This is a genomic window from Streptomyces sp. NPDC046866, assembly GCF_040704625.1.
In the GTDB taxonomy this organism is placed as follows: domain Bacteria; phylum Actinomycetota; class Actinomycetes; order Streptomycetales; family Streptomycetaceae; genus Streptomyces.
The window spans coordinates 35,491-60,890 of the sequence record NZ_JBEYXN010000001.1 but is presented as its reverse complement, the minus strand read 5'-3'; the positions used below and the strand labels follow the sequence as shown (position 1 = coordinate 60,890).

The window sequence follows — 25,400 nt, the reverse complement described above, 5'->3', positions numbered from 1 at the left end:
CTACACTCGGTGGCGTGCCTCGTGGTGATGGACGACTCAACCACGACCTGCTCCCCGGCGAAAAGGGCCCCCAGGACGCTTGCGGCGTCTTCGGTGTCTGGGCTCCGGGTGAAGAGGTCGCCAAGCTCACCTACTTCGGACTGTATGCGCTGCAGCACCGTGGACAGGAGTCCGCGGGTATCGCTGTGAGCAACGGTTCCCAGATCCTCGTCTTCAAGGACATGGGCCTCGTTTCCCAGGTCTTCGACGAAACCTCTCTCGGCTCGCTCCAGGGTCATATCGCGGTCGGTCACGCCCGCTACTCGACCACCGGAGCCTCCGTCTGGGAGAACGCTCAGCCCACCTTCCGCGCGACCGCCCACGGCTCCATCGCCCTGGGCCACAACGGCAACCTGGTGAACACCGCCGAGCTTGCCGAGATGGTCGCTGACCTCCCCCGTCAGGACGGCCGCGCCACCCAGGTGGCGGCCACCAACGACACCGACCTGGTCACCGCCCTGCTGGCCGGCCAGACGGACGACGACGGCAAGCCCCTGACGATCGAGGAGTCGGCCGCCAAGGTCCTCCCGCAGGTCAAGGGCGCCTTCTCCCTCGTCTTCATGGACGAGGGAACCCTCTACACCGCCCGTGACCCGCAGGGCATCCGCCCGCTGGTCCTCGGCCGCCTGGAGCGCGGCTGGGTGGTCGCGAGCGAGACCGCCGCCCTCGACATCGTGGGCGCCAGCTTCGTCCGTGAGGTGGAGCCGGGCGAGCTCATCGCGATCGACGAGAACGGCCTGCGCACCTCCCGCTTCGCAGAAGCGAAGCCCAAGGGCTGTGTCTTCGAGTACGTCTACCTGGCGCGCCCGGACACCGACATCGCCGGCCGGAACGTCTACCTCTCGCGTGTCGAGATGGGCCGCCGTCTGGCCAAGGAAGCCCCGGTCGACGCCGACCTGGTCATAGCCACGCCGGAATCGGGCACGCCCGCCGCCGTCGGCTACGCCGAGGCCAGCGGGATCCCGTACGGCTCCGGCCTGGTCAAGAACGCCTACGTCGGCCGGACCTTCATCCAGCCCTCGCAGACCATCCGCCAGCTGGGCATCCGCCTCAAGCTCAACCCCCTCAAGGAAGTCATCCGGGGCAAGCGCCTGGTGGTCGTCGACGACTCGATCGTCCGCGGCAACACCCAGCGCGCGCTGGTCCGCATGCTCCGCGAGGCCGGTGCGGCCGAGGTCCACATCCGGATCTCCTCGCCGCCGGTGAAGTGGCCGTGCTTCTTCGGCATCGACTTCGCCACCCGGGCCGAGCTGATCGCCAACGGCATGAGCGTCGAGGAGATCGGCACCTCGCTGGGCGCGGACTCCCTCGCGTACATCTCGCTCGACTCGATGATCGAGGCGACGACCATCCAGAAGCCGAACCTCTGCCGCGCGTGCTTCGACGGCGAGTACCCCATGGAGCTGCCCGACCCGCAGCTGCTGGGCAAGCAGCTCCTGGAGACCGAGCTGGCCGGCGGCGCCGACGCCGCCGACGCGCTGCGCCGCCCGTAGCGCCGCACCCCGCTCCACCTGCGCCGGGCCCTGTCTTTGAGGCTTCTCCCAGGGCCCGGCACCACACGCAGCAACGACACGAAAGCTCTCGCCTGTCATGACAGAGAAGACCACCGGTGCCAGCTACGCAGCCGCCGGCGTCGACATCGAAGCGGGCGACCGCGCCGTCGAGCTGATGAAGGAGTGGGTGAAGAAGACGCAGCGCCCCGAGGTCCTCGGCGGCCTCGGCGGCTTCGCCGGCCTCTTCGACGCCTCCGCCCTCAAGCGCTACGAGCGCCCGCTGCTGGCCTCCGCCACCGACGGGGTCGGCACCAAGGTCGACATCGCCCGCCAGATGGGCGTCTACGACACCATCGGCCACGACCTGGTCGCCATGGTCATGGACGACATCGTGGTCTGCGGTGCCGAGCCGCTCTTCATGACCGACTACATCTGCGTGGGCAAGGTCCACCCGGAGCGCGTCGCGGCCATCGTCAAGGGCATCGCCGAAGGCTGCGTCCTGGCCGGCTGCGCCCTGGTCGGCGGCGAGACCGCCGAGCACCCGGGCCTGCTGGGCCCGGACGACTTCGACGTGGCGGGCGCCGGCACCGGTGTCGTCGAGTACGACCGCCTGCTCGGCGCGGATCGCATCCGTACGGGGGACGCGGTCATCGCGATGGCGTCCTCCGGCCTTCACTCGAACGGGTACTCGCTGGTTCGCCACGTGCTCTTCGACCGGGCCGGGATGTCCCTCGACCAGCACGTGGAGGAGCTCGGCCGGACCCTCGGCGAGGAGCTGCTCGAACCCACCAAGATCTACTCCCTGGACTGCATGGCGCTCACCCGGACGGCCGAGGTCCACGCCTACTCGCACATCACCGGCGGCGGCCTCGCGGCGAACCTGGCCCGGGTCATCCCGGACCACCTGCACGCCGCGGTCGACCGTTCGACCTGGACGCCGGGCGCGGTCTTCGACCTCGTCGGCAAGGCCGGCCGGGTGGAGCAGCTGGAGCTGGAGAAGACCCTGAACATGGGCGTCGGCATGATGGCCGTCGTCCCGCAGGAGTCGGTGGAGGTGGCCCTCACCGCCCTGGCGGACCGGGGCGTCGACGCCTGGGTGGCCGGCGAGATCACCGAGCGCGGCGAGCACGCCGAGGGTGCGGCCCTGACCGGCGCGTACGCGAGCTGAGACAGCACGGAAACCCGGTCCGGGGCGTGGCCCTGGACCGGGTTTCGTGTGTCTGCCGTGTTGCTCCGTGCTCAGCCGATGGTGGTCACGCCGTGCCACCTGCGTGCTGCGGACGGGACAGCGTCAGTCAAGCGCCGCGGCGCTGCTGAGTCGACGGGCCGGACTCGTCGTCCTCGTCCTCGTCGTCATCGCTGTTGTACAGATCCGCGTACTTGGCGTACGGGTCGTCGTCCTCGTCCAGCTCGTCATCGACGTCGACCGGCTCGCTGACAGGCAGCAGCGGCGCCGTCGGCGATGCGCCCAGCTCGTTGGCCAGACGCGTAAGGTCAGTCCCGCCGCTGTTGTACTTCAGCTGGCGGGCGACCTTTGTCTGCTTGGCCTTGGCCCGGCCGCGCCCCATGGCTCGACCCCCTCGGTGACGGGGCTCGACGGCCCCAGAGTCTGACACGCGTTCATGGTTCGGAGCGGACTCTCCGCGGAGAGACCGTCCGTAGGGGTTTAACGGTACCTGCTTCCGGGGCCATACGGTACGCCGCCCGCATGACGCGCCTCGGCGCAGGACCATCGAGGCGCCCCGTCCTCGCTGGTCAGCTGCGATTTTAACTCTTTCCTGGCGGGCGACCCGCCGAAGTGCAGTGAGTTCCGTCTCGCCGCACCCCGGCGGGCGCACACGGCAGGGGGCCGCAGGGCCGTCAGGAGGCCTGCGCCGCCTTCGCGGCGCGGCCGTCGGCCATCCGCTGCTCCGCGATCCGGTCGGCCGCCGCGGCCGGCGGAATGCCATCGGCCTTCGCGCGCGCAAAGATTTCGAGCGTGGTGTCGAAGATCTTCGTGGCCTTGGCCTTGCACCGGTCGAAGTCGAAGCCGTGCAGCTCGTCGGCGACCTGGATGACGCCGCCCGCGTTGACCACGTAGTCGGGCGCGTACAGGATGCCGCGGTCCGCGAGGTCCTTCTCGATGCCCGGGTGCGCGAGCTGGTTGTTCGCCGCACCGCAGACGATCTGCGCGGTGAGGGCGGGGACGGTGTCGTCGTTCAGGGCGCCGCCGAGCGCGCAGGGGGCGTAGATGTCGAGCCCGCCGACGGACTCCGCGCGGATCAGCGCGTCCGTGTCGGCGACGGCGGTGACCTGCGGGTGCTTGTCGAGGATGCGGCGCACGGACTCCTCGCGGACGTCCGTGATGAGGACCTCGGCGCCGTCCTCCAGGAGGTGCTCGACCAGGTAGTGGCCGACCTTGCCGACGCCCGCCACGCCGACCTTGCGGCCGCGCAGGGTCGGGTCGCCCCACAGGTGCTGGGCGGAGGCCCGCATGCCCTGGAAGACGCCGAAGGCGGTGAGCACGGAGGAGTCGCCGGCGCCGCCGTTCTCGGGGGAGCGGCCGGTGGCCCACCGGGTCTCGCGGGCGACGACGTCCATGTCCGCCACGTACGTGCCGACGTCGCAGGCCGTCACGTAGCGGCCGCCGAGGGACTCGACGAACCGGCCGTAGGCCAGCAGCAGTTCCTCGGTCTTGACGACCTCCGGGTCACCGATGATGACGGCCTTGCCGCCGCCCAGGCCGAGGCCGGCCATGGCGTTCTTGTAGGACATGCCGCGCGAGAGGTTCAGCGCGTCGAGGACGGCCTCCTCGTCGGAGGCGTACGCGTGGAAGCGCGTGCCGCCGAGGGCGGGGCCCAGGGCGGTGGAGTGGATGGCGATGACGGCCTTCAGGCCCGTGGCTCGGTCCTGGCACAGCACGACTTGCTCGTGGCCGCCCTGTTCCGTGCGGAACAGGGTGTGCAGGACGCCGTCGGTCATTTCGGTCACGGTGGTGACTCCCATGGAAGAGATGCGGCGGAAAGACGCCCGCCCTGCGGGTGGGGGAGGGCGTGCTGGGAGCAGAGTAAGACCTGACGGCCCCGCGCACTCGACCTGTCCAAAGATCGGAACACTCGCGGAGTACCTACCCCGCCGCCCGGAGCGCAAGCGGGCGGGGGCCGCGGGCGGGCGTACGCGGGCGGGCACGGGGCGGAGTAGGCCCGGGCGGCGCGGGGGAGTACGAAGAGCGTGAGCGAATCCTCCGAGACCGAGCTGCCGTCCGCGCGCTCGGCGCCGACCGTCCCGTACGCCTCCTACCTGCGCGTCTACGAGCCCCTGGCGGCCTTCGCGGAGCCGGAGCGCACGCACTGGGCCTCGTACGCCCGGCGGGCGGCGGTGCCGACGGCCCAGGACGAACTGCGTCGCTCGCTGGCGGACTTGGTGCGGGTCCCGGTGGTCGGGGTTCCGGTCCACGAGAGCGCGGACGCGTTCACCGCCCGCGTGGACGGGGTGCTCCTGGTCTGCCCCTGGCGGACCCGGCTGCGCGGCTGGCTGGCGCTCAAGGAGCTCGTCGAGGAGTTCCCGCAGCCGGTGCTGGACGCGGCGCTCCCGCCGCCGGCCAGGCAGCGGGCGGCCGAGGAGTACGAGCGCTGGCGCGAGCGGAACCCGGACGCGCGGCCGTGGATCCGCACCGCGGTGTGGCAGGTGCCGCTGCGCTGGTTCGTGCTGGTGGCCGACGAGGAGCGGGAGTACGTGCCCGGCGAGCGGCTGCGCTACCGGACCCCGATGGTGCAGGCCCGGCGGCGGCTGGCACGCGGCCTGCGGACGCTGCGGGAGGCGGAGGGGTACGAGGGGTTCGCGGACGCCCTGGTGGAGGTCGGCAGCTGGCTGGAGGAGTTCCACCCGCGGTCCATGGTCGAGCTGGACTACGGCGGGCTGGTGCACGCGCTGTCGGGGGACCGGCTGGCCGCCGACCGCTCGGCCCGGGACGTGGCGGTCGGCCTCGCGGCGCTGCGCTCCGGGGACGAGGTCGCGGCGGCCGAGGCGTACGAGGAGCTGTCGGAGCGCTGGCGGGAGGTGCGGGAGCGGCTGTTCGCGAACTGAAGAGGCGGGTGATGCGGGTGCGGGATGCGGAAAAGGTGTGTCGATCTCATGCCGGATCTATCGCACCCATCGGCCGATCGGGTAAAAACAGCCGTTCGGTGTCGTGCCGAGTCCTTGGGCCGGGACCTACGTCCCGATACGGGCCATTGGCCCAAGCGTGACGGACTGCACTAAACACACCCTTGCGCCGTTCCCCTACCCTCGTGCCAAAATAGGACAAGGAGTCCGGGGAGGGTTCCTTCCGCCCAACTAAGGGCGGAATGCTCGGCATTGCACGCTACGGGGGGTCTGAGGACTCCTGATCGCTCTGTGACTGATCGTCACAGTGGGGTGACTGTCCGTTATAGGGCGGTCCATCGGCTTCCGCCGCTGATGAACACCTCGGAGGGCAATTCCGTCGGTTTGGCCGTCAAGGCTGGACGGATGGTGTAGTTGTAGTGCCGAGGACAAGCCGTTCGTCCTATAACCGACTCGGCCCGCGTATGTCCATTTCGGGCAACGCGGGCCAAGGTGCAGAATTTAGAGGAAAGAACCGAGATGGTTCGGTTCTCCCGAGGAGGCCGCTCATGACCGCTCGCACCCCTGATGCCGAGCCGCTGCTGACCCCGGCTGAGGTTGCCACGATGTTCCGCGTGGACCCGAAGACGGTGACCCGCTGGGCCAAGGCCGGCAAGCTCACGTCCATCCGCACCCTGGGTGGGCACCGCCGTTACCGCGAGGCCGAGGTTCGCGCCCTGCTCGCGGGAATTCCGCAGCAGCGCAGCGAGGCCTGAGGTCGCGCACAGCACCCCTGTTTTATTGCTTGACCGGGACTGCATCGGATCCCCCAATCCGATGAACCCCACTGGTTCATGCGGCCGGACCTGCCCCAACAGGTTCCCGGCCGTTCGATCGCGCTGGACTCCGCCGGGTCCAGCGCGATCTTTTTGTGCCCGGGTCGGGGCCGATCGTGCCGGCGGTGATGCATGGCCGGATGGGGTGCCATTGCACATATTAAATCGAGCGCACGTAGGGGTGCGATAAATGTGCGCATCCCAAAAACTCGCGTGGTGACTCCGGTCACATCTTGTCACTCTTGTGCAGCGCCGCCTCCACTCGTAGGGGAATGGCGGCGCACCGCGCTTCATACCGACGGGGGATTTTTTGCGGATGCGACCGGTCCGCCGCCGGTGCGGCCCGCAAGCCCCCTCGAGAGCCCCTCGGAAGCCCCCTCGAACCCGCTTGCCCCGCACCGGGGCCGCACATGCAGCAGGGCCCGCATCCTGCGGATGCGGGCCCTGCTGCGATTGCGATCCTGACGGGACTTGAACCCGCGACCTCCACCTTGACAGGGTGGCGAGCTAACCAACTGCTCCACAGGACCTCGATGCGCAGCCGATTTCGCGTGGCTGCGCATCAGACTGTACAGCAGTTCCGGGGGTGCGGTCGAACCGGACGCCGCCGGACGCGGCCGGACGGCCGGGGTCACGGCGCCGCCGCGTCCACCGCCTTCACGATCCGCTTGTCGGAGATCGGGTAGGCCGTGCCGAGCGCGTGCGCGAAGTAGCTGACCCGGAGCTCCTCGATCATCCAGCGGATCTCGGTGACCGCCTCCGGGACCGGCCGGCCCTTCGGCAGCTGCTCCAGCAGCCACGCGTACTCGTCCTGCATCTCGTGGACCTTCTCCATGCGCGTGGTGTCGCGCTGGACGGCCGTCGGCATCTGCTGGAGCCGCCGGTCCGCCGCCACCAGGTAGCGCATCAGGTCCGGCAGCCGGCGCAGCCCCGTCCGCGTCACGAAACCGGGCGGCATGAGGGCCGCCAGCTGCTCCCTGACGTCCTGGAGGTTCGCCACCAGGGCGAGGCTCTGGGTGGCCTTCAGGCGCCGCTCACAGGCCTGCCAGGCGGCCAGTACCTGCTGCACCTGGCCGACGGTGCGCACGGTCGTGTCCACCAGGTCGGCGCGCACGGCCTCGTACAGCTTCCGGAAGCCCGCCTCGTCCCAGGCCGGACCGCCGTGGTCCGCGATCAGCCTGTCGGTCGCGGCCGTCGCGCAGTCGTCGAACAGCTCCTGGACGGAGCCGTGCGGACTGCGCGACAGGGCCAGCTTCTGCTGGTTGGTCAGCCGGTCGGAGGCGAACTTCGCCGCGTTGACCGGGATGTTGAGGAGGATCAGCCTGCGGGTTCCCAGCCACATCGCCTGCTGCTGCTCGGCCTCGGTGTCGAAGAGCCGTACGGCCACGCTCGCGCCCTCGTCGACCAGCGCCGGGTACGCCTTCACGGGCTGGCCCGCGCGCCGGGTCTCGAACACCTTCTCCAGCGTGCCGATGGTCCAGTCCGTGAGCCCGGAGCGCTCCACCGACGCGCCGCCCGCCCGCTCGGCGGTGGCCGCGGCCGCCTTGGACAGCGCCTGGCGGGCCTTGGGCTTGAGCTTGAGGCGCAGGGCCTCCAGGTCCTTGTCCTCGGCGATCTTGCGGCGCCGCTCGTCGACGATCCGGAAGGTGATCTTCAGGTGCTCCGGGATGCGGGCCGTGTCGAAGTCGTCGGCCGTCACCGGCACCCCGACCATCCGGTGCAGCTCCCGCGCCAGGGTGACCGTCAGCGGCTCCTGCAGCGGCACGGCCGTGTCCAGGAAGCGCGCCGCGTAGTTGGGCGCGGGCACGTAGTGCCGGCGGATCGGCTTCGGCAGCGAGCGGATCAGCTCCGTGACGACCTCCTCGCGCAGGCCCGGGATCTGCCAGTCGAAGCCCTCGCCGGTGACCTGGTTCAGCACCTGCAGCGGGATGTGGACCGTCACGCCGTCCGCGTCCGCGCCCGGCTCGAACTGGTACGTCACCCGGAACTTCAGCTGCCCCTGCCGCCAGGAGTCGGGGTAGTCCGCCTTGGTGACCCCGGCCGCCTTCTCGGTCAGCAGCATCTCGCGCTCGAAGTCGAGGAGCTCGGGCTCCTCGCGCCGCTTGTGCTTCCACCAGGAGTCGAAGTGCGCCCCGGACACCACGTGCTCGGGGATCCGCTGGTCGTAGAAGTCGAACAGGGTCTCGTCGTCGACGACGATGTCGCGGCGCCGGGCCCGGTTCTCCAGCTCCTCCACCTCGGTGAGGAGCTTGCGGTTGTCCGCGTAGAACTTGTGGTGGGTGCGCCAGTCCCCCTCGACGAGCGCGTTGCGGATGAACAGCTCGCGCGAGACCTCGGGGTCGATCCGCCCGTAGTTCACCTTCCGCTGGGCGACGATCGGCACGCCGTACAGCGTGACCCTCTCGTACGCCATCACGGCCGCCTGGTCCTTCTCCCAGTGCGGCTCGCTGTACGTGCGCTTGATCAGGTGCTGTGCCAGCGGCTCGACCCACTCGGGCTCCACCTTGGCGTTGACCCGGGCCCACAGCCGCGAGGTCTCCACCAGCTCCGCCGACATCACGAACTTCGGCTGCTTCTTGAACAGCGCCGAGCCCGGGAAGACAGCGAACTTCGCGCCGCGGGCGCCGAGGTACTCGTTCTTGTCGGTGTCCTTCAGGCCGATGTGCGACAGCAGGCCCGCCAGCAGCGACACGTGCACGTGCTGCTCGGGCGCGTCCGTCTCGTTCACGTGGATGCCCATGCCGCGGGCGACCGTGCGCAGCTGCGAGTAGATGTCCTGCCACTCCCGGATCCGCAGGAAGTTCAGGTACTCCTGCTTGCACATCCGGCGGAACGAGGACGAGCCGCGCTCCTTCTGCTGCTCGCGCACGTAGCGCCACAGGTTCAGGTACGACAGGAAGTCGCTGGTCTCGTCCTTGAAGCGGGCGTGGTGCTGGTCGGCCTGGGTCTGCTTGTCCGAGGGCCGCTCGCGCGGGTCCTGGATCGACAGGGCCGCCGCGATGACCATGACCTCGCGGACGCAGTTGTTCTTGTCCGCCTCGATGACCATGCGGGCCAGCCGCGGGTCCACCGGGAGCTGCGAGAGCTGGCGGCCCATCGGGGTCAGCCGCTTGCGGGCGTCCTTCTCCTTGGGGTCCAGCGCGCCGAGCTCCTGCAGGAGCTGGACGCCGTCGCGGATGTTGCGGTGGTCCGGCGGGTCGATGAAGGGGAACTTCTCGATCTCGCCGAGGCCGGCCGCGGTCATCTGGAGGATGACGGAGGCCAGGTTCGTGCGCAGGATCTCCGCGTCGGTGAACTCCGGGCGGCCGGCGAAGTCGTCCTCGGAGTACAGCCGGATGCAGATGCCGTCGCTGGTGCGGCCGCAGCGGCCCTTGCGCTGGTTGGCGCTGGCCTGCGAGATCCGCTCGATGGGCAGGCGCTGGACCTTGGTGCGGTGGCTGTAGCGGGAGATGCGGGCGGTGCCCGGGTCGATCACGTACTTGATGCCGGGGACGGTCAGCGAGGTCTCCGCGACGTTCGTCGCGAGGACGATCCGGCGGCCGCTGTGCGGCTGGAAGACCCGGTGCTGCTCGGCGTGCGAGAGGCGGGCGTAGAGCGGCAGCACCTCGGTGGAGCGGAGCTTCTTCTTGATGAGGGCGTCGGCGGTGTCGCGGATCTCGCGCTCGCCGGAGAGGAAGACCAGGATGTCGCCCGGGCCCTCGGCCTGGAGCTCGTCCACGGCGTCGCAGATCGCGGTGATCTGGTCGCGGTCGCTGTCCGCCGCGTCTTCGTCGCCCTCCTCCAGCAGCGGCCGGTAGCGGACCTCCACCGGGTACGTGCGGCCACTGACCTCCACGATCGGCGCGTCGCCGAAGTGGCGGGAGAAGCGCTCCGGGTCGATGGTCGCCGAGGTGATCACGACCTTGAGGTCGGGGCGCTTCGGCAGCAGCTGGGAGAGGTAGCCCAGCAGGAAGTCGATGTTCAGGGACCGCTCGTGCGCCTCGTCGATGATGATCGTGTCGTACGCGCGCAGCTCGCGGTCCGTCTGGATCTCGGCGAGCAGGATGCCGTCGGTCATCAGCTTCACGAAGGTGGCGTCCGGGTCCACCTGGTCGGTGAAGCGGACCTTCCAGCCGACCGTCTGCCCGATCTCGGACTTCAGCTCCTCGGCGATCCGCTCCGCGACGGTGCGCGCGGCGATCCGGCGGGGCTGGGTGTGCCCGATCATGCCGCGGACGCCGCGGCCGAGCTCCATGCAGATCTTGGGGATCTGCGTGGTCTTGCCGGAGCCGGTCTCGCCGGCGACGATCACGACCTGGTGGTCGCGTATCGCCTCGGCGATCTCGTCCTTCTTCTGGCTGACGGGCAGGGACTCGGGATACGTGACCTCGGGCATCCGCGAGGCACGCGCGGCCAGCCGCGCGGCGGCCTTCTCGGCCTCCGCGGCGATCTCGTCGAGCACGGCCTGCTTGGCCTCGGGCTTGCGGATGCGGCGGGCGCCTTCGAGGCGGCGGCCGAGGCGGTGCGCGTCGCGGAGGGAGATCTCACCGAGAAGCGTCTGCAGGGCGGCGAAGGAAGTAGACATACCTGCTCGAGGATCTCACCTGCTCCCTCCGGGTGGCGAACGCATTTGTCAGGCGGACCCGTAACATTTCGGGACGAGTCCCCCGACGCCTTTCCGTGAGAGGTCCCGCCCATGCCGAGCAGCCCGCGCCGCCGTGTGTGGTGCCTGCTGGCGGGCGCCCTGTTGGCGCTGCTGTGCGCGGCCGCGGGTGCGGGGTCCGCTGCGGGAGCGGCCGCCCCGGTCGGGGCTGCCGGAGCCCGTACGTCCGCGGCGGTCCAGGCGGGCCCCGAGGGTGCGGCGGCGGTCCCCGCGGCCGCGGTGGTACGGGCTGCCGACCGGGGGGCGCCGCAGTGCGGTCCCGGGCCGGCGGCGCCCGACCGGGACCCGGCCGTGCCGGCGCGGGCCGGCGGCCACACGGAGCACGGCGTCGCGGCCGGGAGCCGGACGGCGCCCCGTGGCGGCTGGGCCCCCTGCGCGCTCCCGCGTGCGCTGGTCTGCGTACGCGGGCCCGACCGGCCGGCGCCCCGGCCGGTGGAGCTGTCGGTGATGCGGGTGTAGGAGGGCCGGTCGCCCGCTGTGGCGCCCGTCTTTCCTCCTCGTCCCCATCCTTCACTCCGCAGCTCTGGAGCATCCGCATGCCCTCTTCCCCGTCCCCGTCCCCGTCCTGGTCCGGCCGTGCCGCCCGGCGCAAGCCGCTGCTGATCGCGGCCGCCGTCGCGGCCGCCTCCGTCGCCCTCGGGCTCGCCTCCTGGCAGGCCACCAAGCCCGCCGACCGCGCGGACCGCGCCGACCGGGGGTCCTCCGCCGCGCAGCCCCGGTCCGCCGGCTCCGACACCCGCGCGGGGCTCGCCGCCCTCGCCCGCCGCGACGCCGGCGACAAGCTGGCCGTGGGCCGCGCGGACGCCCCGGTCGTGCTGATCGAGTACTCCGACTTCCGGTGCGGCTACTGCGGCAAGTTCACCCGCGACACCGAGCCCGGGCTGATCGCGAAGTACGTCGAGGACGGCACCCTGCGCATCGAGTGGCGCAACTTCCCGATCTTCGGCGCGGAGTCCGAGGCCGCGGCCAGGGCCGCGTGGGCCGCAGGCCAGCAGGACCGGTTCCGGCCGTTCCACGCCGCCGCCTACGCCGAGGGAGCCAAGGAGAAGGGCTTCGGCGAGGCGCGGCTGCTGGAGCTGGCCCGCGAGGCCGGGGTGCCGGACCTGGAGCGCTTCCGGCGGGACATGGCCGGCGAGGGCGCCGCGTCGGCGCTGCACAAGGACCAGGAGGAGGGATACGGCATCGGGGTGAGCTCCACCCCGTCCTTCCTGGTGAACGGCCGGCCGATCGCCGGGGCCCAGCCGCAGGCCGCCTTCGCCGCGGCCATCGAGCAGGCCAAGGCCAGGGCCGGGGCCGCGGCCGGCGCCGGGGCCGCGCGGTGACCGGCATCGGCTACCTCGCCGCCCTGCTGGGCGGCCTCCTGGCCCTGCTCAGCCCGTGCAGCGCACTGCTGCTGCCGGCCTTCTTCGCGTACTCGATCGACTCCCGCAGCCGGCTGCTGGCCCGGACCGGGATCTTCTACGCGGGCCTCGCCACCACCCTCGTCCCGCTGGGCGCGGCCTCCTCGACCGCCGGGCGGTTCTTCCACGGCCACCGCGACGCGCTCGTCCTGGCCGGCGGCTGGCTGATCGTCGCCCTCGGGGTCGTACAGGTCCTGGGCCTGGGCTTCGCCCCGCGGCGGATCTCGGAGCTCTCGGGCCGGATCCGGCCGACGACCGCCGTGTCGGTGTACGCGCTGGGCGCGGTGTACGGGCTGGCCGGGTTCTGCGCCGGCCCGATCCTGGGCAGCGTCCTGACGGTGGCCGCGGTCAGCGCCAGCCCGGTCTACGGCGGGCTGCTGCTGGCGGCGTACGCGCTGGGGATGGCCGTACCGCTGTTCCTGCTGGCCCTGCTGTGGGAGCGCTTCGACCTCGGGCGGCGGCGCTGGCTGCGCGGGCGCCCGCTCCGGCTGGGCCGACTGGAGCTGCACACCACCTCGCTGCTGTCCGGGTTGTTCTTCATCGCCCTGGGCACGCTGTTCCTCGCGTACGACGGGGCGAGCGCCCTTCCCGGGCTGCTGGACGTGGACGACTCGTACGCGGTGGAGCAGCGGGTGCAGGGGGTCGCGGGGGCGGTGCCGGACTGGGTGCTGCTGGCCTCGGTCGCCGTGGGCGCGCTCGCCGTGGCCCTGGTGCGCCGGCGCAGCGCCGCCCGCTCCGGGGCGGCGCCGGCGGAGGAGGGGTAAAGCAGAAGGCCCCGTCCGAGGGACGGGGCCTTCCTTTTGTGGCTGGGGCCGGGGTCGAACCGGCGACCTATCGCTTTTCAGGCGATCGCTCGTACCAACTGAGCTACCCAGCCACGAAACCGTTTCCGGTCTCAGCGATCCTGACGGGACTTGAACCCGCGACCTCCACCTTGACAGGGTGGCGAGCTAACCAACTGCTCCACAGGACCATGCAGTGTGCGAGAACCAGTCTTGCACACGGTAATGCGTACCCCCAACGGGATTCGAACCCGTGCTACCGCCTTGAAAGGGCGGCGTCCTGGGCCACTAGACGATGAGGGCTAAAGGCCCGCCGGGGCGCTTTCCAGCGCGTCGGGGACGTGAGAAGCATATGGGATGCGGGGAGCTATCGCCAAAACGGTTTCCTCCCGCCCCCGGGGAGGGCCCCCGGCGGAGGGACAATGACCGCGTGCTGGAGATGACACGCGAGGAGTTCGAGGAGCTCGTCGCCGAGGCCCTGGACCGCATCCCGCCGGAGCTGACGCGGTTGATGGACAACGTGGCGGTCTTCGTGGAGGACGAGCCGCCGGCGGACGACCCCGAGCTGCTCGGCCTGTACGAGGGGACCCCGCTCACGGACCGCGGCGAGTGGTACGCCGGCGTGCTGCCGGACCGGATCACCATCTACCGGAACCCCACCCTGCGGATGTGCGACAACCGGGACGACGTGATCGCGGAGACGGAGATCACGGTGGTCCACGAGATCGCGCACCACTTTGGGATCGACGACGCCCGGCTGCACGCCCTGGGGTACGGGTGACGCGGCCGGTCGAAAATGCCGAGGCCATCGACCCGGACGTCGACCTGCACGTGCCGGCGCAGCGCGCCGAGCCGCAGGGCCCGGTGCTGGCGGCGATCGCCGCCGGCGGCGCGCTCGGGGCCTCCGCCCGGTACGGGCTGGTGCTGCTGTGGCCGGCCGCGCCGACGGGCTTCCCGTGGGCGACGTTCTGGACCAACACGGCCGGCTGCGCGCTGATCGGGGTGCTGATGGTCCTGATCGGGCAGGGCGGCCGGAAGCCGCCGCACCCGCTGCTGCGGCCGTTCGCCGGGGTCGGGGTGCTCGGCGGGTTCACCACCTTCTCCACGTACGCGGCGGACTTCGCGCGGCTGTTGGACGGGGGCGAGGCCGAGCTCGCGCTCGGCTACGCCGGGCTCACGGTGGCCGCGGCGCTGGCCGCGGTCTGGGCGGCCGCCTCGGCGACCCGCCTCGCGGTGCGCCGTGCGGCGGGCCGGGGGCGCGGGTGAACTGGCTGCTGGTGGTGGCGGGCGCCGTCGTCGGGGCGCCGCTGCGGTACCTGACGGACCGTGCGGTGCAGGTGCGCCACGACTCGGTGTTCCCCTGGGGGACGTTCGTGGTGAACACGGCCGCCTGTCTGGTGCTCGGAGCGCTGACCGGGGCGGCGCTGGCCGGTGCGGTCTCCTCCCGGCTGGGCCTGCTGGTGGGGACGGGGCTGTGCGGGGCGCTGAGCACGTACTCGACGTTCTCGTACGAGACCCTGCGCCTGGCCGAGCAGGGCCGGCGCTTCCTGGCGTCCGCGAACGTGGCGGCCTCGGTGCTGGCCGGGCTGGGGGCGGTGGTGCTCGGGTCGCAGGTGGCGCGGCAGCTGCTGGCCTGAGCCCCGGGGGCGCGCGCGGGCGTCCGGGCGGATTGCGGACAGCCGGTGTCCCCAAGAGCGTGTCTCTTACGGGGCAAAGGGAGTTGGGCATATTGACCCGCTCACCCCTGCGGGCCCGACCGCCCCTTCGGAGGTGCTCCCGTGCGCCCGTTGTCCGCTTCCCTCCGACTGGCCGCCACCGCGCTCGCGGTCGCTGCCAGTGCGGGCTGCATGAGCGTCGGCGAGGACGCCGCCAAGCCCGGCCCCTCCACCGCCGGGAACCACCAGGGCGCCGACGGCGCGGCGGGCGCCGCGGCCGGACGGACCGCCGCGGGCCACGGCTCCGGCCACGGCGCGAAGGCCGGTGCGCAGGGCCAGGAGGGCAAGGCCGCCGAGGACGGCAAGGCCTCCGGCGCGACCGGGGCCACCCCGAGCCCGGGTGCGCCGGCCGGGAAGCCCGGGGCTCCCTCGCCGTCGGCCGGCCCGGCGGCGGGCGGGGCCGGCCAGGGGCCGCACCAGCCGCCCTCGGGCGGGGGCGGGGCCGGTGGTTCGGGCGGGGGGCCGGCCACGCCGCCCGGCCAGACGCCGACGCCGGAGCCGCCCGTGAGCTCCCCCACACCGCCGGCCCCCACGCCGCCGCAGCCGGAGCCCAGCGCCTCGGCCAGCGCCTAGCCGGGCGCCGTGCAGGCCGCGGCGCCCGGTCGCGGCGTACCGGGTATCGCCGCAGGTCAGGGCGGATCGGGGCGGAACGACTTGCCAGACCCCCGGATGGGTGCGTATGGTTATAGATCGTTTGATCCCATTGCCCGGCGCCGAATCCGAAGAGCGCCGTGTGGCGCGTACTCTCCCTAGCCGTGGCTGACCGCATCGAGGCGGTCGATTTGCGATTCACGGAGTTTGGGCGCGTGCCGAGACTCCGGAAGGTTTCGCATTTCGCATGTCCATTTCCAGTTCTGACCGTGCCGTCATGCCCGAGAACGACTCCGACGGGATCGTCGAGGCGGTCGAGGCCCTCGTGGTGACCGAGGCCATGGAGGCCGCCGAGGCGGACGAGATCATCGAGGCCCTCGAGGCCGATGTGACCGCCGACGACGCGCACGAGGACGCGGCAGACGCCGACGCCGAGCCCCAGGTGACCTTCGCGGACCTCGGTCTGCCCGAGGGCGTCGTGCGCAAGCTCGCCCAGAACGGTGTCACCGTCCCGTTCCCGATCCAGGCCGCGACCATCCCGGACGCCCTGGCCGGCAAGGACATCCTCGGCCGCGGACGCACCGGCTCCGGCAAGACCCTCTCCTTCGGCCTGCCGACCCTGGCGCGCCTCGCGGGCGGCTCCACCGAGAAGAAGAAGCCGCGCGCCGTCATCCTCACCCCGACCCGCGAGCTCGCGATGCAGGTCGCGGACGCCCTCCAGCCGTACGGCGACGTCCTCGGCCTGAAGATGAAGGTCGTCTGCGGCGGTACCTCCATGGGCAACCAGATCTACGCCCTGGAGCGCGGTGTCGACATCCTCGTCGCCACCCCCGGCCGCCTGCGCGACATCATCAACCGCGGCGCCTGCTCCCTGGAGAACGTCGAGGTCGCGGTCCTGGACGAGGCCGACCAGATGGCCGACCTGGGCTTCCTGCCCGAGGTCACCGAGCTGCTCGACCAGGTCCCGGCCGGCGGCCAGCGCATGCTCTTCTCCGCCACGATGGAGAACGAGATCGGCACCCTGGTCAAGCGCTACCTGTCGAACCCGGTCAGCCACGAGGTCGACAGCGCCCAGGGCAACGTCACCACCATGACCCACCACGTCCTCGTCGTGAAGCCGAAGGACAAGGCGCCGGTCACCGCCGCCATCGCCGCCCGCAAGGGCCGCACCATCATCTTCGTCCGCACCCAGCTGGGCGCCGACCGCATCGCCGAGCAGCTCGTCGAGGCCGGCGTGAAGGCCGACGCGCTCCACGGCGGCATGACGCAGGGCGCCCGTACCCGCGTCCTGGCCGACTTCAAGGACGGCTACGTCAACGCGCTCGTCGCCACCGACGTCGCCGCCCGCGGCATCCACGTCGACGGCATCGACCTGGTCCTCAACGTGGACCCGGCCGGCGACCACAAGGACTACCTGCACCGCTCGGGCCGTACCGCCCGCGCCGGCAAGTCGGGCGTCGTGGTCTCCCTCGCCCTGCCGCACCAGCGCCGCCAGATCTTCCGCCTGATGGAGGACGCGGGCGTCGAGGCCTCGCGCCACATCGTCCAGGGTGCCGGCGCCTTCGACCCGGAGGTCGCCGAGATCACCGGCGCCCGCTCGCTGATCGAGGTCCAGGCCGACTCCGCGAACAACGCCGCCAAGCAGGCCGAGCGCGAGGTCGCCGAGCTCACCCGGCAGCTGGAGCGCATGACGCGCCGCGCCGCCGAGCTGCGCGAGGAGGCCGACCGCCTGGTCGCCCGCTCCGCGCGCGAGCGCGGCGAGGACCCGGAGGCCGCGGTCGCCGAGGTAGCCGAGGCCGCCGAGGCCGAGGTCGCCGCAGCGGTCGCCGAGCAGGCCGCGCAGGCCGCCGCCCAGGAGCAGCGCAGCTTCGAGCGCCGCGACGACCGGGGCACCTACGAGCGCCGCGACAACCGCCGTGACGACCGCGGTGACCGGGGCGGCTTCCGCCGCGACGACCGTCCGTCGGGCGGCTTCCGCCGCGACGACCGTCGTGACGACAACCGGGGTGACCGGGGCGGCTTCCGCCGCGATGACCGTCCGTCGGGCGGCTTCAACCGTGACGACCGCGGCGACCGGGGCGGCTTCCGCCGTGACGACCGTCCGTCCGGTGGCTTCCGCCGCGACGACCGTCGTGACGACCGTCCCTCTGGCGGCTTCCGCCGGGATGACCGTCCGTCGGGCGGCTTCAACCGTGACGACCGCGGTGACCGCGGCGGCTTCCGTCGCGACGACCGTCCGTCCGGTGGCTTCCGCCGCGACGACCGTCGTGACGACAACCGGGGTGACCGGGGCGGCTTCCGCCGTGACGACCGTCCGTCGGGCGGCTTCAACCGCGACGACCGCGGCGACCGGGGCGGCTTCCGCCGTGACGACCGTCCGTCCGGTGGCTTCCGCCGTGACGACCGTCCGTCCGGTGGCTTCCGCCGCGACGACCGTCCCTCCGGCTCCTTCGGCGGCCGCCGCGACGACAAGCCGCGCTGGAAGCGCAACGGCTGACCTGCGGCAGCACTGAGCTGACCCCAGCGAAAGGGCCCGTCCGACACGAGGTGTCGGACGGGCCCTTCCCGTTGCGCGGACGCGCCGTCGGGGCCGGTAGGTCGATACTCGATCGGCCTGCGGGTGCTCTGCGGCTATGCTCTGGGGTGAGCACGTGAGGGCCATTAGCTCAATTGGCAGAGCAGCGGACTTTTAATCCGTTGGTTGTCGGTTCGAGTCCGACATGGCCTACGGCTTGTGGAGCGCCCCGGCGGGTTTCGGCCCGGCGGGGCGCTCCGGCGTTTTTCAGGACCAGCCCGGCTCCAGCGGGGTGACGACCGACCAGCCCGGCTCGCCCTGGACCGGAGGTACGGCCGCCGCGGCCACAGGGCGCAGGACGTCGGCCTGACCGGTGCCGCTCGTACCGATGACGGCGATCAGGGCTGCGGCGGTGACGGTGATGAGGGTGACGAGCTTGCGACGCATGGCGGAGGGCCTCTTATCGAACCGGGGCGGACGGTGGGCGGTTGGCCGGATTTGGCGTCCGGCGTGCCGCCATCGTGCCCAGCCGGGCGAGTCCCTGTCGCCGCTTTTCGCGTGGCACAAAGCGATCTGACACAACCGTGCCAGACGTCCGCGGGCCGGCCTTCCATGTCCGCGTGATGGACGGCGTTTGTGCGGGCCGTGGCCGGTATGGACAATCCAGGGTGCAAGATCGGCCCTCGGAGGGCCGCGCATCCTGCCGCCAGCGTTGTCGGTCCGCGCCCGTGCTGCCGCTCCGAACCGCGAGCTGGGGGGCTCCCTTTGTTGGTTTCTCTTGGGCTGACCGAGCGCTCGGACGCGCTCTACCGACTCGTCCTCAGACGGCCGGATCTCGCCGTCGCCGACGTCGCGGCGGAGCTCGCGCGCCCCGAGGACGAGGTGTGCGCGGACCTGGAGGAGTTGACCCGCCTCTCGCTGCTCGACCCGTCCTGGCGGACCTCGGGCCGGCTGCGCGCCGTGAACCCCAAGGCCGCGCTCGACTCGCTGTTGGCCCACCAGCAGGCCGAGATCGCCCAGCGGCACCGCGCCCTCGCCCAGAGCCAGGCCGCGGCCAGCGCGCTGCTGTCGCAGTACGCCGAACTCCACCCCGCCCAGCCCCTGCACGAGGCAGAGCGGTTCCTCGGCGTCGAGGCGGTCCGGGCCAAACTGAGCGAGCTGTCCGCCCGTACGCGCCGCGAGTCGATCAGCTTCCACCCCGGCGGGCCCGTGCCGGCGGCCCAGTTCAGGGCCAGCGAGCCGATCACCGAGGATCTCATCGGGCGCGGTGTGAAGATCCGGACCATCTACCAGGACGCGATCCGCAACGACCCCGCCAGCCTGGAGCACGCGCGGTGGCTGACCGAACGGGGCGGCGAGGTGCGGACGGCGCCGTCGCTGCCCATGCGGATGGTCATCGCCGACCGGGAGTTCGCGCTGCTGCCGATCGACCCGGCGGACAGTGCGCTGGGCGCGGTGCTGCTGCGGGAGCCGGGGGCCGTCGCCGCGTTCTGCGCGCTGTTCGACTCGGTGTGGGAGACGGCGCTGCCGTTCGGGGAGCCGCCGCGGCGCAGCCTGGACGACCCCGGCTCCCAGCCGCGCGAGCTGCTGCGGCTGCTGGCCCAGGGCTACACCGACGAGGCCGCCGCCCGCCGGCTGGGGATTTCCCTGCGCAGCGAGCGGCGGCTGATCTCGGAGCTGATGGAGAAGCTGGACGCGCAGAGCCGGTTCCAGCTCGGGCAGCGGGCCGTGGAGGAGGGCCTGCTCTGAGCCGGGAGCTCCGGTTGCGCCCCCACGGCCCGTGCGGCCTCAGCAGCCGCAGGACGCGCCCCCGCCCGAGACCGGCGCGGTCAGCGGATCCGGAGCGGAGCGGCGCAGGCCCGCGGCGTCCTCGACCGGGAAGCCCTCCCGGGACCAGTACTCGAAGCCGCCCAGCATCTCCTTGACGCGGTAGCCGGCGGCGGCGAACGCGTGGGCCGCGCGGGTCGCCCCGTTGCAGCCGGGCCCCCAGCAGTACGTGACCACCACGCTGCCCGGCGGTACGAGCCCGGCGGCGCGGGCCGCGATCTCGTCGGTCGGCAGGTGCACGGCGCCGGGGATGCGGCCCTGCGCCCAGGCCTCGGCGCTGCGGCTGTCGACGAGGACGAAGCCGCCGGCGCCGGACTCCACGTCGGCGTGGACGTCGGCGACGTCGGCCTCGAAGGTGAAGCGGCGGTGGAAGTGGGCGGCGGCGGTGGCCGGGTCAGCCGGCGGGACGCGCAGCACCTTGGAGGACGCGGTGGCGGTGGTGTTCGTGGTCATGGCGGAGGGACTCCTTCGGACGGGGGCGGCGCAGGGCCGCCAGGGCGATGAGGCAGAACAGGGCCGCCGTGGCGGCCCCCGGGCCGAGCAGCAGGACGGACACGCCGCCGTGGGCGGCCCCGGCGAGGGCCAGGGCGCAGAGGGCGACCAGCGCTCCGACGAGGACGCCGCCGCGCCGGGAGCGCCCGGTCAGCTCGGTCCAACGCAGGGCGGTGGCCTGGAGGTTGGTACGGCAGTAGGCCCAGCACAGGGTGGCGGAGGCGGCCCCCAGGGCGGCCGCCGCGGCCGGGTGGCGCGGCGGGGCGGCCCCGGGCAGCGGGCCCAGCAGTACGGCGTACAGCGCGGCTGCCGTCGCGAGGCCCAGCAGGGTCCCGGCGAGCGCCGCCCGGCGGCGGTGCGGCGGGCCGGGGACGGCGCCCTCGAGGCCGACCCAGCCGAAGAGCAGGGGCAGGGCCACCAGGGCGGCCGCCCGGCCCGCGGTGCCGGCCCCGGCGGCCGGGATCCCGCCGAGCGCCCGCCAGCCGGCGGCCAGCGCGAGGACGGCGGCGAGCCGCAGCCGCCGGGCGGCGGGGGAGGGGCCGCGCGCGGTGAGCCAGGCGTGGCCCGCGGCGGCGGCCAGGATGCCGCCGGCGGCCGCGTACGAGCGCCAGCCGGAGTCGCCGTCGGCGGCGCCGGCCCCGGCGGCCGTGGCCGCGGCGCAGGCGAAGTCGGCCGCTCCCAGGGCCACGGCCGCCTGGCCGGTGGCGAAGCCGCCGAAGTACAGCGCTGTGGCGGCCCGGCCGGCCCGGGGCCCGAGCCGCTCCCGCACGAACCCGACGGCCCCCGCTCCCGCGGTCCCCCCGGCGCGGGACACGAGCAGGCACCACCCGGCCGACGCCACCGCCACGGCGAGGACCGCCGCCGGATCCACCGGCGCCAGCCCGAGCGGCAACAGCAACACCCCGAGCCCCAGTACCCCCTGGAGCACCTGCCGGGCCCCCGCGAGCACCCCTGCTCCGGAGCCCGGGACAGGAGCGGCGGCGGGCGGCTGCGGCGTCACGACAGCTCGTGGAAGTACAGCGGGACGGCCGGCGGGAGCGGGCTGCCCGAGGGCAGGAGGGGGGCGTCCAGGGCGTCCCAGGACGGCATCCGGGTGGCGAGGTCCACCGGCAGGCCCAGGTGCCCGGCCAGGAAGGCGGACCAGCCCGGCATCAGCGGCGCCGCCGTGACCGCGACCGCGGCCAGCAGCTCCGCGTGGGCGGCGAGCCGGGCGGCGTACTCCTCGCGCCGGCCGGCGGCGCGCAGCAGGGGCAGTTCCCGCAGGTCGGCGTCGGCCCGCTCGACCGCCACGGCCAGGGCGTCGGCCGCGCGCTGCGGGGAGAAGGCCTCGGCGCCGAGCGCGCCGGCGATCCGCCCGGGCAGCTCCGCCCGCTCGGCGGCCAGGGGGCCCGCATCCACGCCGTCCGCCGCGGGGAGCACGGAGTCGAAGTCCTGGGCCAGCAGGTCCAGCACGGTGTCCGTCCAGCGCTCCAGCGCCCCCGCCAGCACCGTGCTGAGCGTGTCGGAGAACTCCTTCATCGAGAAGTTGTTCTGCGCCCGCTCCGGCCCGGTCAGGCACAGGTGGAACCGCAGCGCGTCCGCGTTCACCCGGCGCAGGAACTCCCCGCCCCAGATGGCGTGTCCGCGGCTGGTGGAGAACTTGTCGCCCTCCAGCCGGTAGAACTCGTTGATGACGACCTGCGAGGGCAGCGTCAGCCCGTCCGGCGAGGCCAGCAGCAGCGCCGGCCACAGCACGGCGTGCGAGAACGAGCAGTCGAAGCCGATGAAGTTGACGATCCGGGTCTCGGGGTCGGTCCACAGCCGCTCCCACTCGGACCGGTCGCCGTTCGCCTCGGCGAGGCGCGCCGTGGCGGCCGCGTAGCCCCAGATGCCGCTGAACCAGGTGTCGAGGACGTGGCCCTCCCAGCCGGGCAGCGGAACCGGGATGCCGTAGTCCGCCTCGCGGCTGATCGGGGTGTCGGGCAGCGCCCGCTCGAACAGGCCCTCCAGGTAGGCCACCAGCCGGGGCCGCCACTCCGCCTTCGCCTGCGCATCGGCGTAGTACGCCTCGAGCCGCTCCCGCCAGCGCTCCAGCGGGAAGACGATGCGCCGCAGGGTCTTCGTGGCGGGCTCGGTGCGGCAGGCGGTGCACCGGGGGGCGGCGAGGCCGGCCGGGTCCTGCGGCAGCCCGCAGGCCTCGCAGTACACGCCGTCGGAGGGCTCGGCGCAGAACTGGCACGCGCCGCGCACCTCGGCCTCGTACAGGTACCGGTCGCAGGGCTCGCAGTGGAAGACGGGCAGCTCCCGGACCTCCAGGGCGCCGGACTCCCACAGGTCGCGGAAGAACCGCTGGACGAACTCGGTGTGCACCGGGTCGGTCAGCGGGCGGGTGAACCAGTCGTGGTGCATCGCGCCGAGGGAGAGGGTCTCCTCCATGCGGTCGCCGAAGAGCTTCGCGGTCGGGTGCGCGGTGGAGCCGATCTCGGCGGCCCGGCGCGGCACGTAGCAGGAGTGCTCGTCGGAGTAGCCCACGTAGCGGACGTCGTGGCCGCGCTGGCGCAGGTGCCGGGTCAGGACGTCGGCGCCGAGGAAGGGGCCGGAGAGGTGGCCGAGGTGGAGGTCGCCGTTCGGGTTCGGCGGGGCGCTGGTGACGACGTAGGAGGTCATGAGGCGTGGGTTCCTTCGGGGAGGATCAGGGCGGAGGAGTCGAGGGGGGCCGCGGTGTCGAGCGGCGGCAGGGCGGCGGAGGCGGCGGCGACGACGCGGCTGCGCGGCGGCAGGTCGTCCAGGACGACGGAGTGGGCGCCGATGCGGGAGTCCGCGCCGATGGTGACGGGGCCCAGGACGCTGGCCCCGGTGCCGATGACGACGCGGTCGCCGACGACGGGGTGGCGGCGCGATCCGGAGGGCCGGCGCAGGTCCTTCCACCAGCCGACCGAGCCCAGCGTGACCTGGTGGTAGAGCATCACGTCGTCGCCGATGCGGACGGTCTCGCCGATCACGACGGCGGTGCCGTGGTCGATGAAGAAGCGGCGGCCGATCCGCGCGCCGGGGTGGATCTCGATGCCGGAGACGGAGCGGGCGAGGAGGGACAGGGCGCGGGCGGCGACCTTGTGGCCGCGGCCCCACAGCCAGTGCGCGACCCGGTACGTCCACAGGGCGTGGATGTGCGGGTAGAGCAGCACCTCGGCGCGGGAGCCGGCGGCGGGGTCCTTGTCGAGGACGGTCTGCACGTCCTCGCGCAGCACCTCCCGCAGCGGGCGGCGGGCGCCGGCCCCGCCGGTCCCTTCGTGCTCCGCGGTCTCGCCGGTCTCGGAAGCCTCGGTGGCGGTCTCACATGTGGTCATACGGGGCCTCCGGGCGGATCGGGCGGCCGGCGAGGAACCGCTGCGGCCGGTACGGCTCCAGCAGCTCCTGGACCGCCTTGCCGGGCACGGCCCCGCCTTCGGTGATCTCCTTCGCGGCGAGCTCGGCCACGGCCGGCGCCAGCTTGAAGCCGCCGCCGCTGAAGCCGAGGGCCAGGTAGAGGCCGTCGGGGCCGGCCGCGCCGACGACCGGGCGCTTGTCGGGGGTGTAGCCGTCCAGCCCCGAGCGGGTGCCGGCGAGGGGGGCGGTGGCCGCGGCGGGGACCCGGTGGGCGATGGCGCCGATCGCGGCCTCCAGCTCGGTCTCGGTGAGCGGTTCGACGTCCCGGCCGAGCTCGGTGTCGGGCTTGCTGGGGACGCCGAAGTAGAAGCGGTCCAGCCCGTCGGGCCGGAAGTAGCTGCCGGTGGTGTCGTCGATGCAGGTCGGTACGGAGGCCGCGGAGCCGCGCCGCCCCGCCCCCGGCAGCTCGGCCTGGGCCAGGCCGATGCGGCGGGCGGTGACGGGGATGTGGATGCCGAGGTACTCGGCCGGCGCGGAGCCCCACGCTCCGCCGGCCAGGACCACCAGCGGGGCGTCGATGCGGCCGATGGAGGTGAGGACCCCGGTGACGGCGCCGCCCTTCTCCAGCACCTTCACCGCCCGGATGCCCTCGGACGGGGAGACCCCGAGCCGGTAGGCGGCCGTCAGCAGGGCGGCGGAGGCGGCCATCGGGTCGGCGTAGCCGCCCTCCGGCTCGTACGCGGCCAGCGCCACGCCCTCGGTCCTCAGGCCGGGGTAGATCTCGCGCAGCTCGGAGGGGTCGATGACCTCGACGCGCCGGTAGCCGGCGGCCTCGCTCGCGGCGGCGGCGTTGCGGCGCAGGTCGTCGGCGTGGTTCTCGCCGACGATCATGACGAAGCCGGTGCGGCGGTAGCCGCAGCAGCCGCCGATGATGTCCGACCACTGCTCGAAGACGGGCAGGCTGCGCGCGGCGAGACGGGTGTCGGCGACGGCCGTGTGGTGCAGCCGCAGCAGCCCGCCGGAGCGGGAGGTGGCGCCCTGGGCGTTGACCCGGCCCTGGTCGCACAGGACGATCCGGCCGACGCCCGCGAGGGCGAGCTGGTGGGCGATGGCCGCACCGATCACGCCGCCGCCGACGACGATGGCGTCGGCGTGCGCGTGGACGATGGGGCTCATGCCTCCCCCTGGCCCGGTGCGTGCGGGTCCGGCGCGGGTGCGGGTGCGGGTGCGGACGCGGCAGCGGGCTCGCCGGCGCCCGGGTCCTCGATGCCGAAGACGGCGGCCCACTTGGCGCGGTCCCGGGCGACGGCCTCCGAGCCGCCCCACCAGATGGTGACGAAGCGCAGCCGGCCCTCGCCGTCGTTGGTCAGGTCGTGGTCCTGGTGCGGGGTGATGAAGACGGTCTCGCCGGCCCGCACGCGGCGGGTCTCGCCGCCGATGCGCATCACTCCGCTGCCCTCGACGATGAAGAACATCTCGTTCTCGTCGTGGTCGTGCGGGGTGGAGGTGGCGCCGGGCGCCACGTCGACCCAGGCGCCGCCCCAGTCGGGCTCCTCCACGGCCTCGGGCCAGGGGAAGATCCGGCGGCCGCTGACGTTGTACGCCTCCTCGAAGACCATGTCGTCCTCGTGGGCGGTGAAGATGTGCATGGGGTACGGGTT

The 25,400-nt window shown here is 73.0% G+C and carries 23 protein-coding genes and 5 tRNA genes; 14 read left to right on the top strand and 14 right to left on the bottom strand.

Translation table 11 applies throughout. From position 1 onward, the window contains the following. Positions 1-14 precede the first annotated feature (14 nt). Both purF and purM read left to right on the top strand, forming a co-directional pair. On the top strand, positions 15-1,532 hold the full coding sequence (purF, locus tag AB0953_RS00260) for an amidophosphoribosyltransferase (protein WP_361910330.1): 1,518 nt from the start codon (positions 15-17) through the stop codon (positions 1,530-1,532). Between the two features lie 97 nt (positions 1,533-1,629). Further along, the gene (gene purM / locus AB0953_RS00255; protein ID WP_366857093.1) at positions 1,630-2,700 is read left to right on the top strand and encodes a phosphoribosylformylglycinamidine cyclo-ligase; all 1,071 of its coding nucleotides are present in this window, start codon (positions 1,630-1,632) and stop codon (positions 2,698-2,700) included. Positions 2,701-2,827: 127 nt separating this feature from the next. Here the strand turns inward: purM and AB0953_RS00250 are convergent, their stop codons facing one another. Next, positions 2,828-3,148, bottom strand: coding sequence for a DUF3073 domain-containing protein (locus AB0953_RS00250; RefSeq protein WP_366857092.1), 321 nt, complete (start codon positions 3,146-3,148; stop codon positions 2,828-2,830). Positions 3,149-3,392: 244 nt separating this feature from the next. Then, positions 3,393-4,517, bottom strand: a complete 1,125-nt coding sequence (locus tag AB0953_RS00245) for an amino acid dehydrogenase (protein WP_366857091.1) — start codon at positions 4,515-4,517, stop codon at positions 3,393-3,395. Positions 4,518-4,742: 225 nt separating this feature from the next. Between AB0953_RS00245 and AB0953_RS00240 the strand changes: the two genes are divergently transcribed. Beyond that, the gene (locus AB0953_RS00240; protein ID WP_366857090.1) at positions 4,743-5,597 is read left to right on the top strand and encodes a hypothetical protein; all 855 of its coding nucleotides are present in this window, start codon (positions 4,743-4,745) and stop codon (positions 5,595-5,597) included. 566 nt (positions 5,598-6,163) lie between these two features. Beyond that, positions 6,164-6,370, top strand: coding sequence for a developmental transcriptional regulator BldC (gene bldC / locus AB0953_RS00235; protein ID WP_003949541.1), 207 nt, complete (start codon positions 6,164-6,166; stop codon positions 6,368-6,370). 516 nt (positions 6,371-6,886) lie between these two features. Here the strand turns inward: bldC and AB0953_RS00230 are convergent. Together AB0953_RS00230 and hrpA are read right to left on the bottom strand one after the other, a co-directional pair. Next, positions 6,887-6,960: transfer RNA gene (locus tag AB0953_RS00230), tRNA-Asp, on the bottom strand. Between the two features lie 101 nt (positions 6,961-7,061). Continuing rightward, positions 7,062-10,994, bottom strand: a complete 3,933-nt coding sequence (gene hrpA, locus AB0953_RS00225) for an ATP-dependent RNA helicase HrpA (RefSeq protein WP_366857089.1) — start codon at positions 10,992-10,994, stop codon at positions 7,062-7,064. A 111-nt stretch (positions 10,995-11,105) separates the two neighbouring features. Here hrpA and AB0953_RS00220 point away from each other — a divergent pair, with 111 nt between their 5' ends. The 3 genes from AB0953_RS00220 (at position 11,106) to AB0953_RS00210 (ending at position 13,236) form a co-directional block, all read left to right on the top strand. After that, positions 11,106-11,531: a hypothetical protein gene (locus AB0953_RS00220; protein WP_366857088.1), complete on the top strand. Its 426-nt coding sequence runs from the start codon at positions 11,106-11,108 to the stop codon at positions 11,529-11,531. A 77-nt stretch (positions 11,532-11,608) separates the two neighbouring features. Further along, positions 11,609-12,394, top strand: coding sequence for a thioredoxin domain-containing protein (locus AB0953_RS00215; RefSeq protein WP_366857087.1), 786 nt, complete (start codon positions 11,609-11,611; stop codon positions 12,392-12,394). Next, complete coding sequence (locus AB0953_RS00210) at positions 12,391-13,236, top strand: cytochrome c biogenesis CcdA family protein (RefSeq protein ID WP_366857086.1); 846 nt, start codon at positions 12,391-12,393, stop codon at positions 13,234-13,236. The genes AB0953_RS00215 and AB0953_RS00210 overlap by 4 nt, the downstream gene beginning before the upstream one ends. A gap of 39 nt (positions 13,237-13,275) precedes the next feature. Here AB0953_RS00210 and AB0953_RS00205 read toward each other — a convergent pair. From AB0953_RS00205 to AB0953_RS00195, 3 genes are all read right to left on the bottom strand, one after another. Next, positions 13,276-13,349: transfer RNA gene (locus AB0953_RS00205), tRNA-Phe, on the bottom strand. 22 nt (positions 13,350-13,371) lie between these two features. Next, positions 13,372-13,445 (bottom strand) — tRNA-Asp (locus AB0953_RS00200). Between the two features lie 39 nt (positions 13,446-13,484). Further along, positions 13,485-13,557 (bottom strand) — tRNA-Glu (locus AB0953_RS00195). 127 nt (positions 13,558-13,684) lie between these two features. On the opposite strand from AB0953_RS00195, the gene AB0953_RS00190 reads away from it, so the two are divergent. From AB0953_RS00190 to AB0953_RS00165, 6 genes are all read left to right on the top strand, one after another. Continuing rightward, a complete protein-coding gene (locus AB0953_RS00190; protein WP_366857085.1) occupies positions 13,685-14,035 on the top strand; it encodes a metallopeptidase family protein in 351 nt (116 codons plus the stop codon). Further along, the gene (locus AB0953_RS00185; RefSeq protein ID WP_366857083.1) at positions 14,032-14,520 is read left to right on the top strand and encodes a CrcB family protein; all 489 of its coding nucleotides are present in this window, start codon (positions 14,032-14,034) and stop codon (positions 14,518-14,520) included. The genes AB0953_RS00190 and AB0953_RS00185 overlap by 4 nt, the downstream gene beginning before the upstream one ends. Then, on the top strand, positions 14,517-14,891 hold the full coding sequence (locus tag AB0953_RS00180) for a CrcB family protein (protein WP_366857082.1): 375 nt from the start codon (positions 14,517-14,519) through the stop codon (positions 14,889-14,891). The genes AB0953_RS00185 and AB0953_RS00180 overlap by 4 nt, the downstream gene beginning before the upstream one ends. Before the next feature lie 141 nt (positions 14,892-15,032). Continuing rightward, on the top strand, positions 15,033-15,542 hold the full coding sequence (locus AB0953_RS00175; protein ID WP_366857081.1) for a hypothetical protein: 510 nt from the start codon (positions 15,033-15,035) through the stop codon (positions 15,540-15,542). 265 nt (positions 15,543-15,807) lie between these two features. Further along, positions 15,808-18,057, top strand: coding sequence for a DEAD/DEAH box helicase (locus tag AB0953_RS00170; RefSeq protein ID WP_366857080.1), 2,250 nt, complete (start codon positions 15,808-15,810; stop codon positions 18,055-18,057). 158 nt (positions 18,058-18,215) lie between these two features. Next, a tRNA-Lys gene (locus AB0953_RS00165) sits at positions 18,216-18,288 on the top strand. 54 nt (positions 18,289-18,342) lie between these two features. Here AB0953_RS00165 and AB0953_RS00160 read toward each other — a convergent pair. Beyond that, the gene (locus AB0953_RS00160; RefSeq protein ID WP_366857079.1) at positions 18,343-18,522 is read right to left on the bottom strand and encodes a hypothetical protein; all 180 of its coding nucleotides are present in this window, start codon (positions 18,520-18,522) and stop codon (positions 18,343-18,345) included. Positions 18,523-18,840: 318 nt separating this feature from the next. On the opposite strand from AB0953_RS00160, the gene AB0953_RS00155 reads away from it, so the two are divergent. Beyond that, positions 18,841-19,824: a helix-turn-helix transcriptional regulator gene (locus tag AB0953_RS00155; RefSeq protein WP_366857078.1), complete on the top strand. Its 984-nt coding sequence runs from the start codon at positions 18,841-18,843 to the stop codon at positions 19,822-19,824. 39 nt (positions 19,825-19,863) lie between these two features. Here the strand turns inward: AB0953_RS00155 and AB0953_RS00150 are convergent, their stop codons facing one another. From AB0953_RS00150 to AB0953_RS00125, 6 genes are read right to left on the bottom strand one after another with little or no spacing between them, the layout of a single operon-like run. Next, entirely contained in the window at positions 19,864-20,355 is a 492-nt protein-coding gene (locus tag AB0953_RS00150) for a rhodanese-like domain-containing protein (protein WP_366857077.1), read from the bottom strand. Further along, the gene (locus AB0953_RS00145; protein ID WP_366857076.1) at positions 20,297-21,394 is read right to left on the bottom strand and encodes a hypothetical protein; all 1,098 of its coding nucleotides are present in this window, start codon (positions 21,392-21,394) and stop codon (positions 20,297-20,299) included. Before AB0953_RS00145 ends, AB0953_RS00150 begins: the two co-directional genes overlap by 59 nt. Continuing rightward, a complete protein-coding gene (locus AB0953_RS00140; RefSeq protein WP_366857075.1) occupies positions 21,391-23,040 on the bottom strand; it encodes a class I tRNA ligase family protein in 1,650 nt (549 codons plus the stop codon). The genes AB0953_RS00145 and AB0953_RS00140 overlap by 4 nt, the downstream gene beginning before the upstream one ends. Further along, on the bottom strand, positions 23,037-23,720 hold the full coding sequence (epsC, locus tag AB0953_RS00135) for a serine O-acetyltransferase EpsC (protein ID WP_366857074.1): 684 nt from the start codon (positions 23,718-23,720) through the stop codon (positions 23,037-23,039). The genes AB0953_RS00140 and epsC overlap by 4 nt, the downstream gene beginning before the upstream one ends. Beyond that, a complete protein-coding gene (locus AB0953_RS00130) occupies positions 23,707-24,915 on the bottom strand; it encodes an FAD-binding oxidoreductase (RefSeq protein WP_366857073.1) in 1,209 nt (402 codons plus the stop codon). The genes epsC and AB0953_RS00130 overlap by 14 nt, the downstream gene beginning before the upstream one ends. Beyond that, positions 24,912-25,388, bottom strand: coding sequence for a cupin domain-containing protein (locus tag AB0953_RS00125; protein ID WP_366857072.1), 477 nt, complete (start codon positions 25,386-25,388; stop codon positions 24,912-24,914). The genes AB0953_RS00130 and AB0953_RS00125 overlap by 4 nt, the downstream gene beginning before the upstream one ends. Between the last annotated feature and the right edge of the window lie 12 nt (positions 25,389-25,400).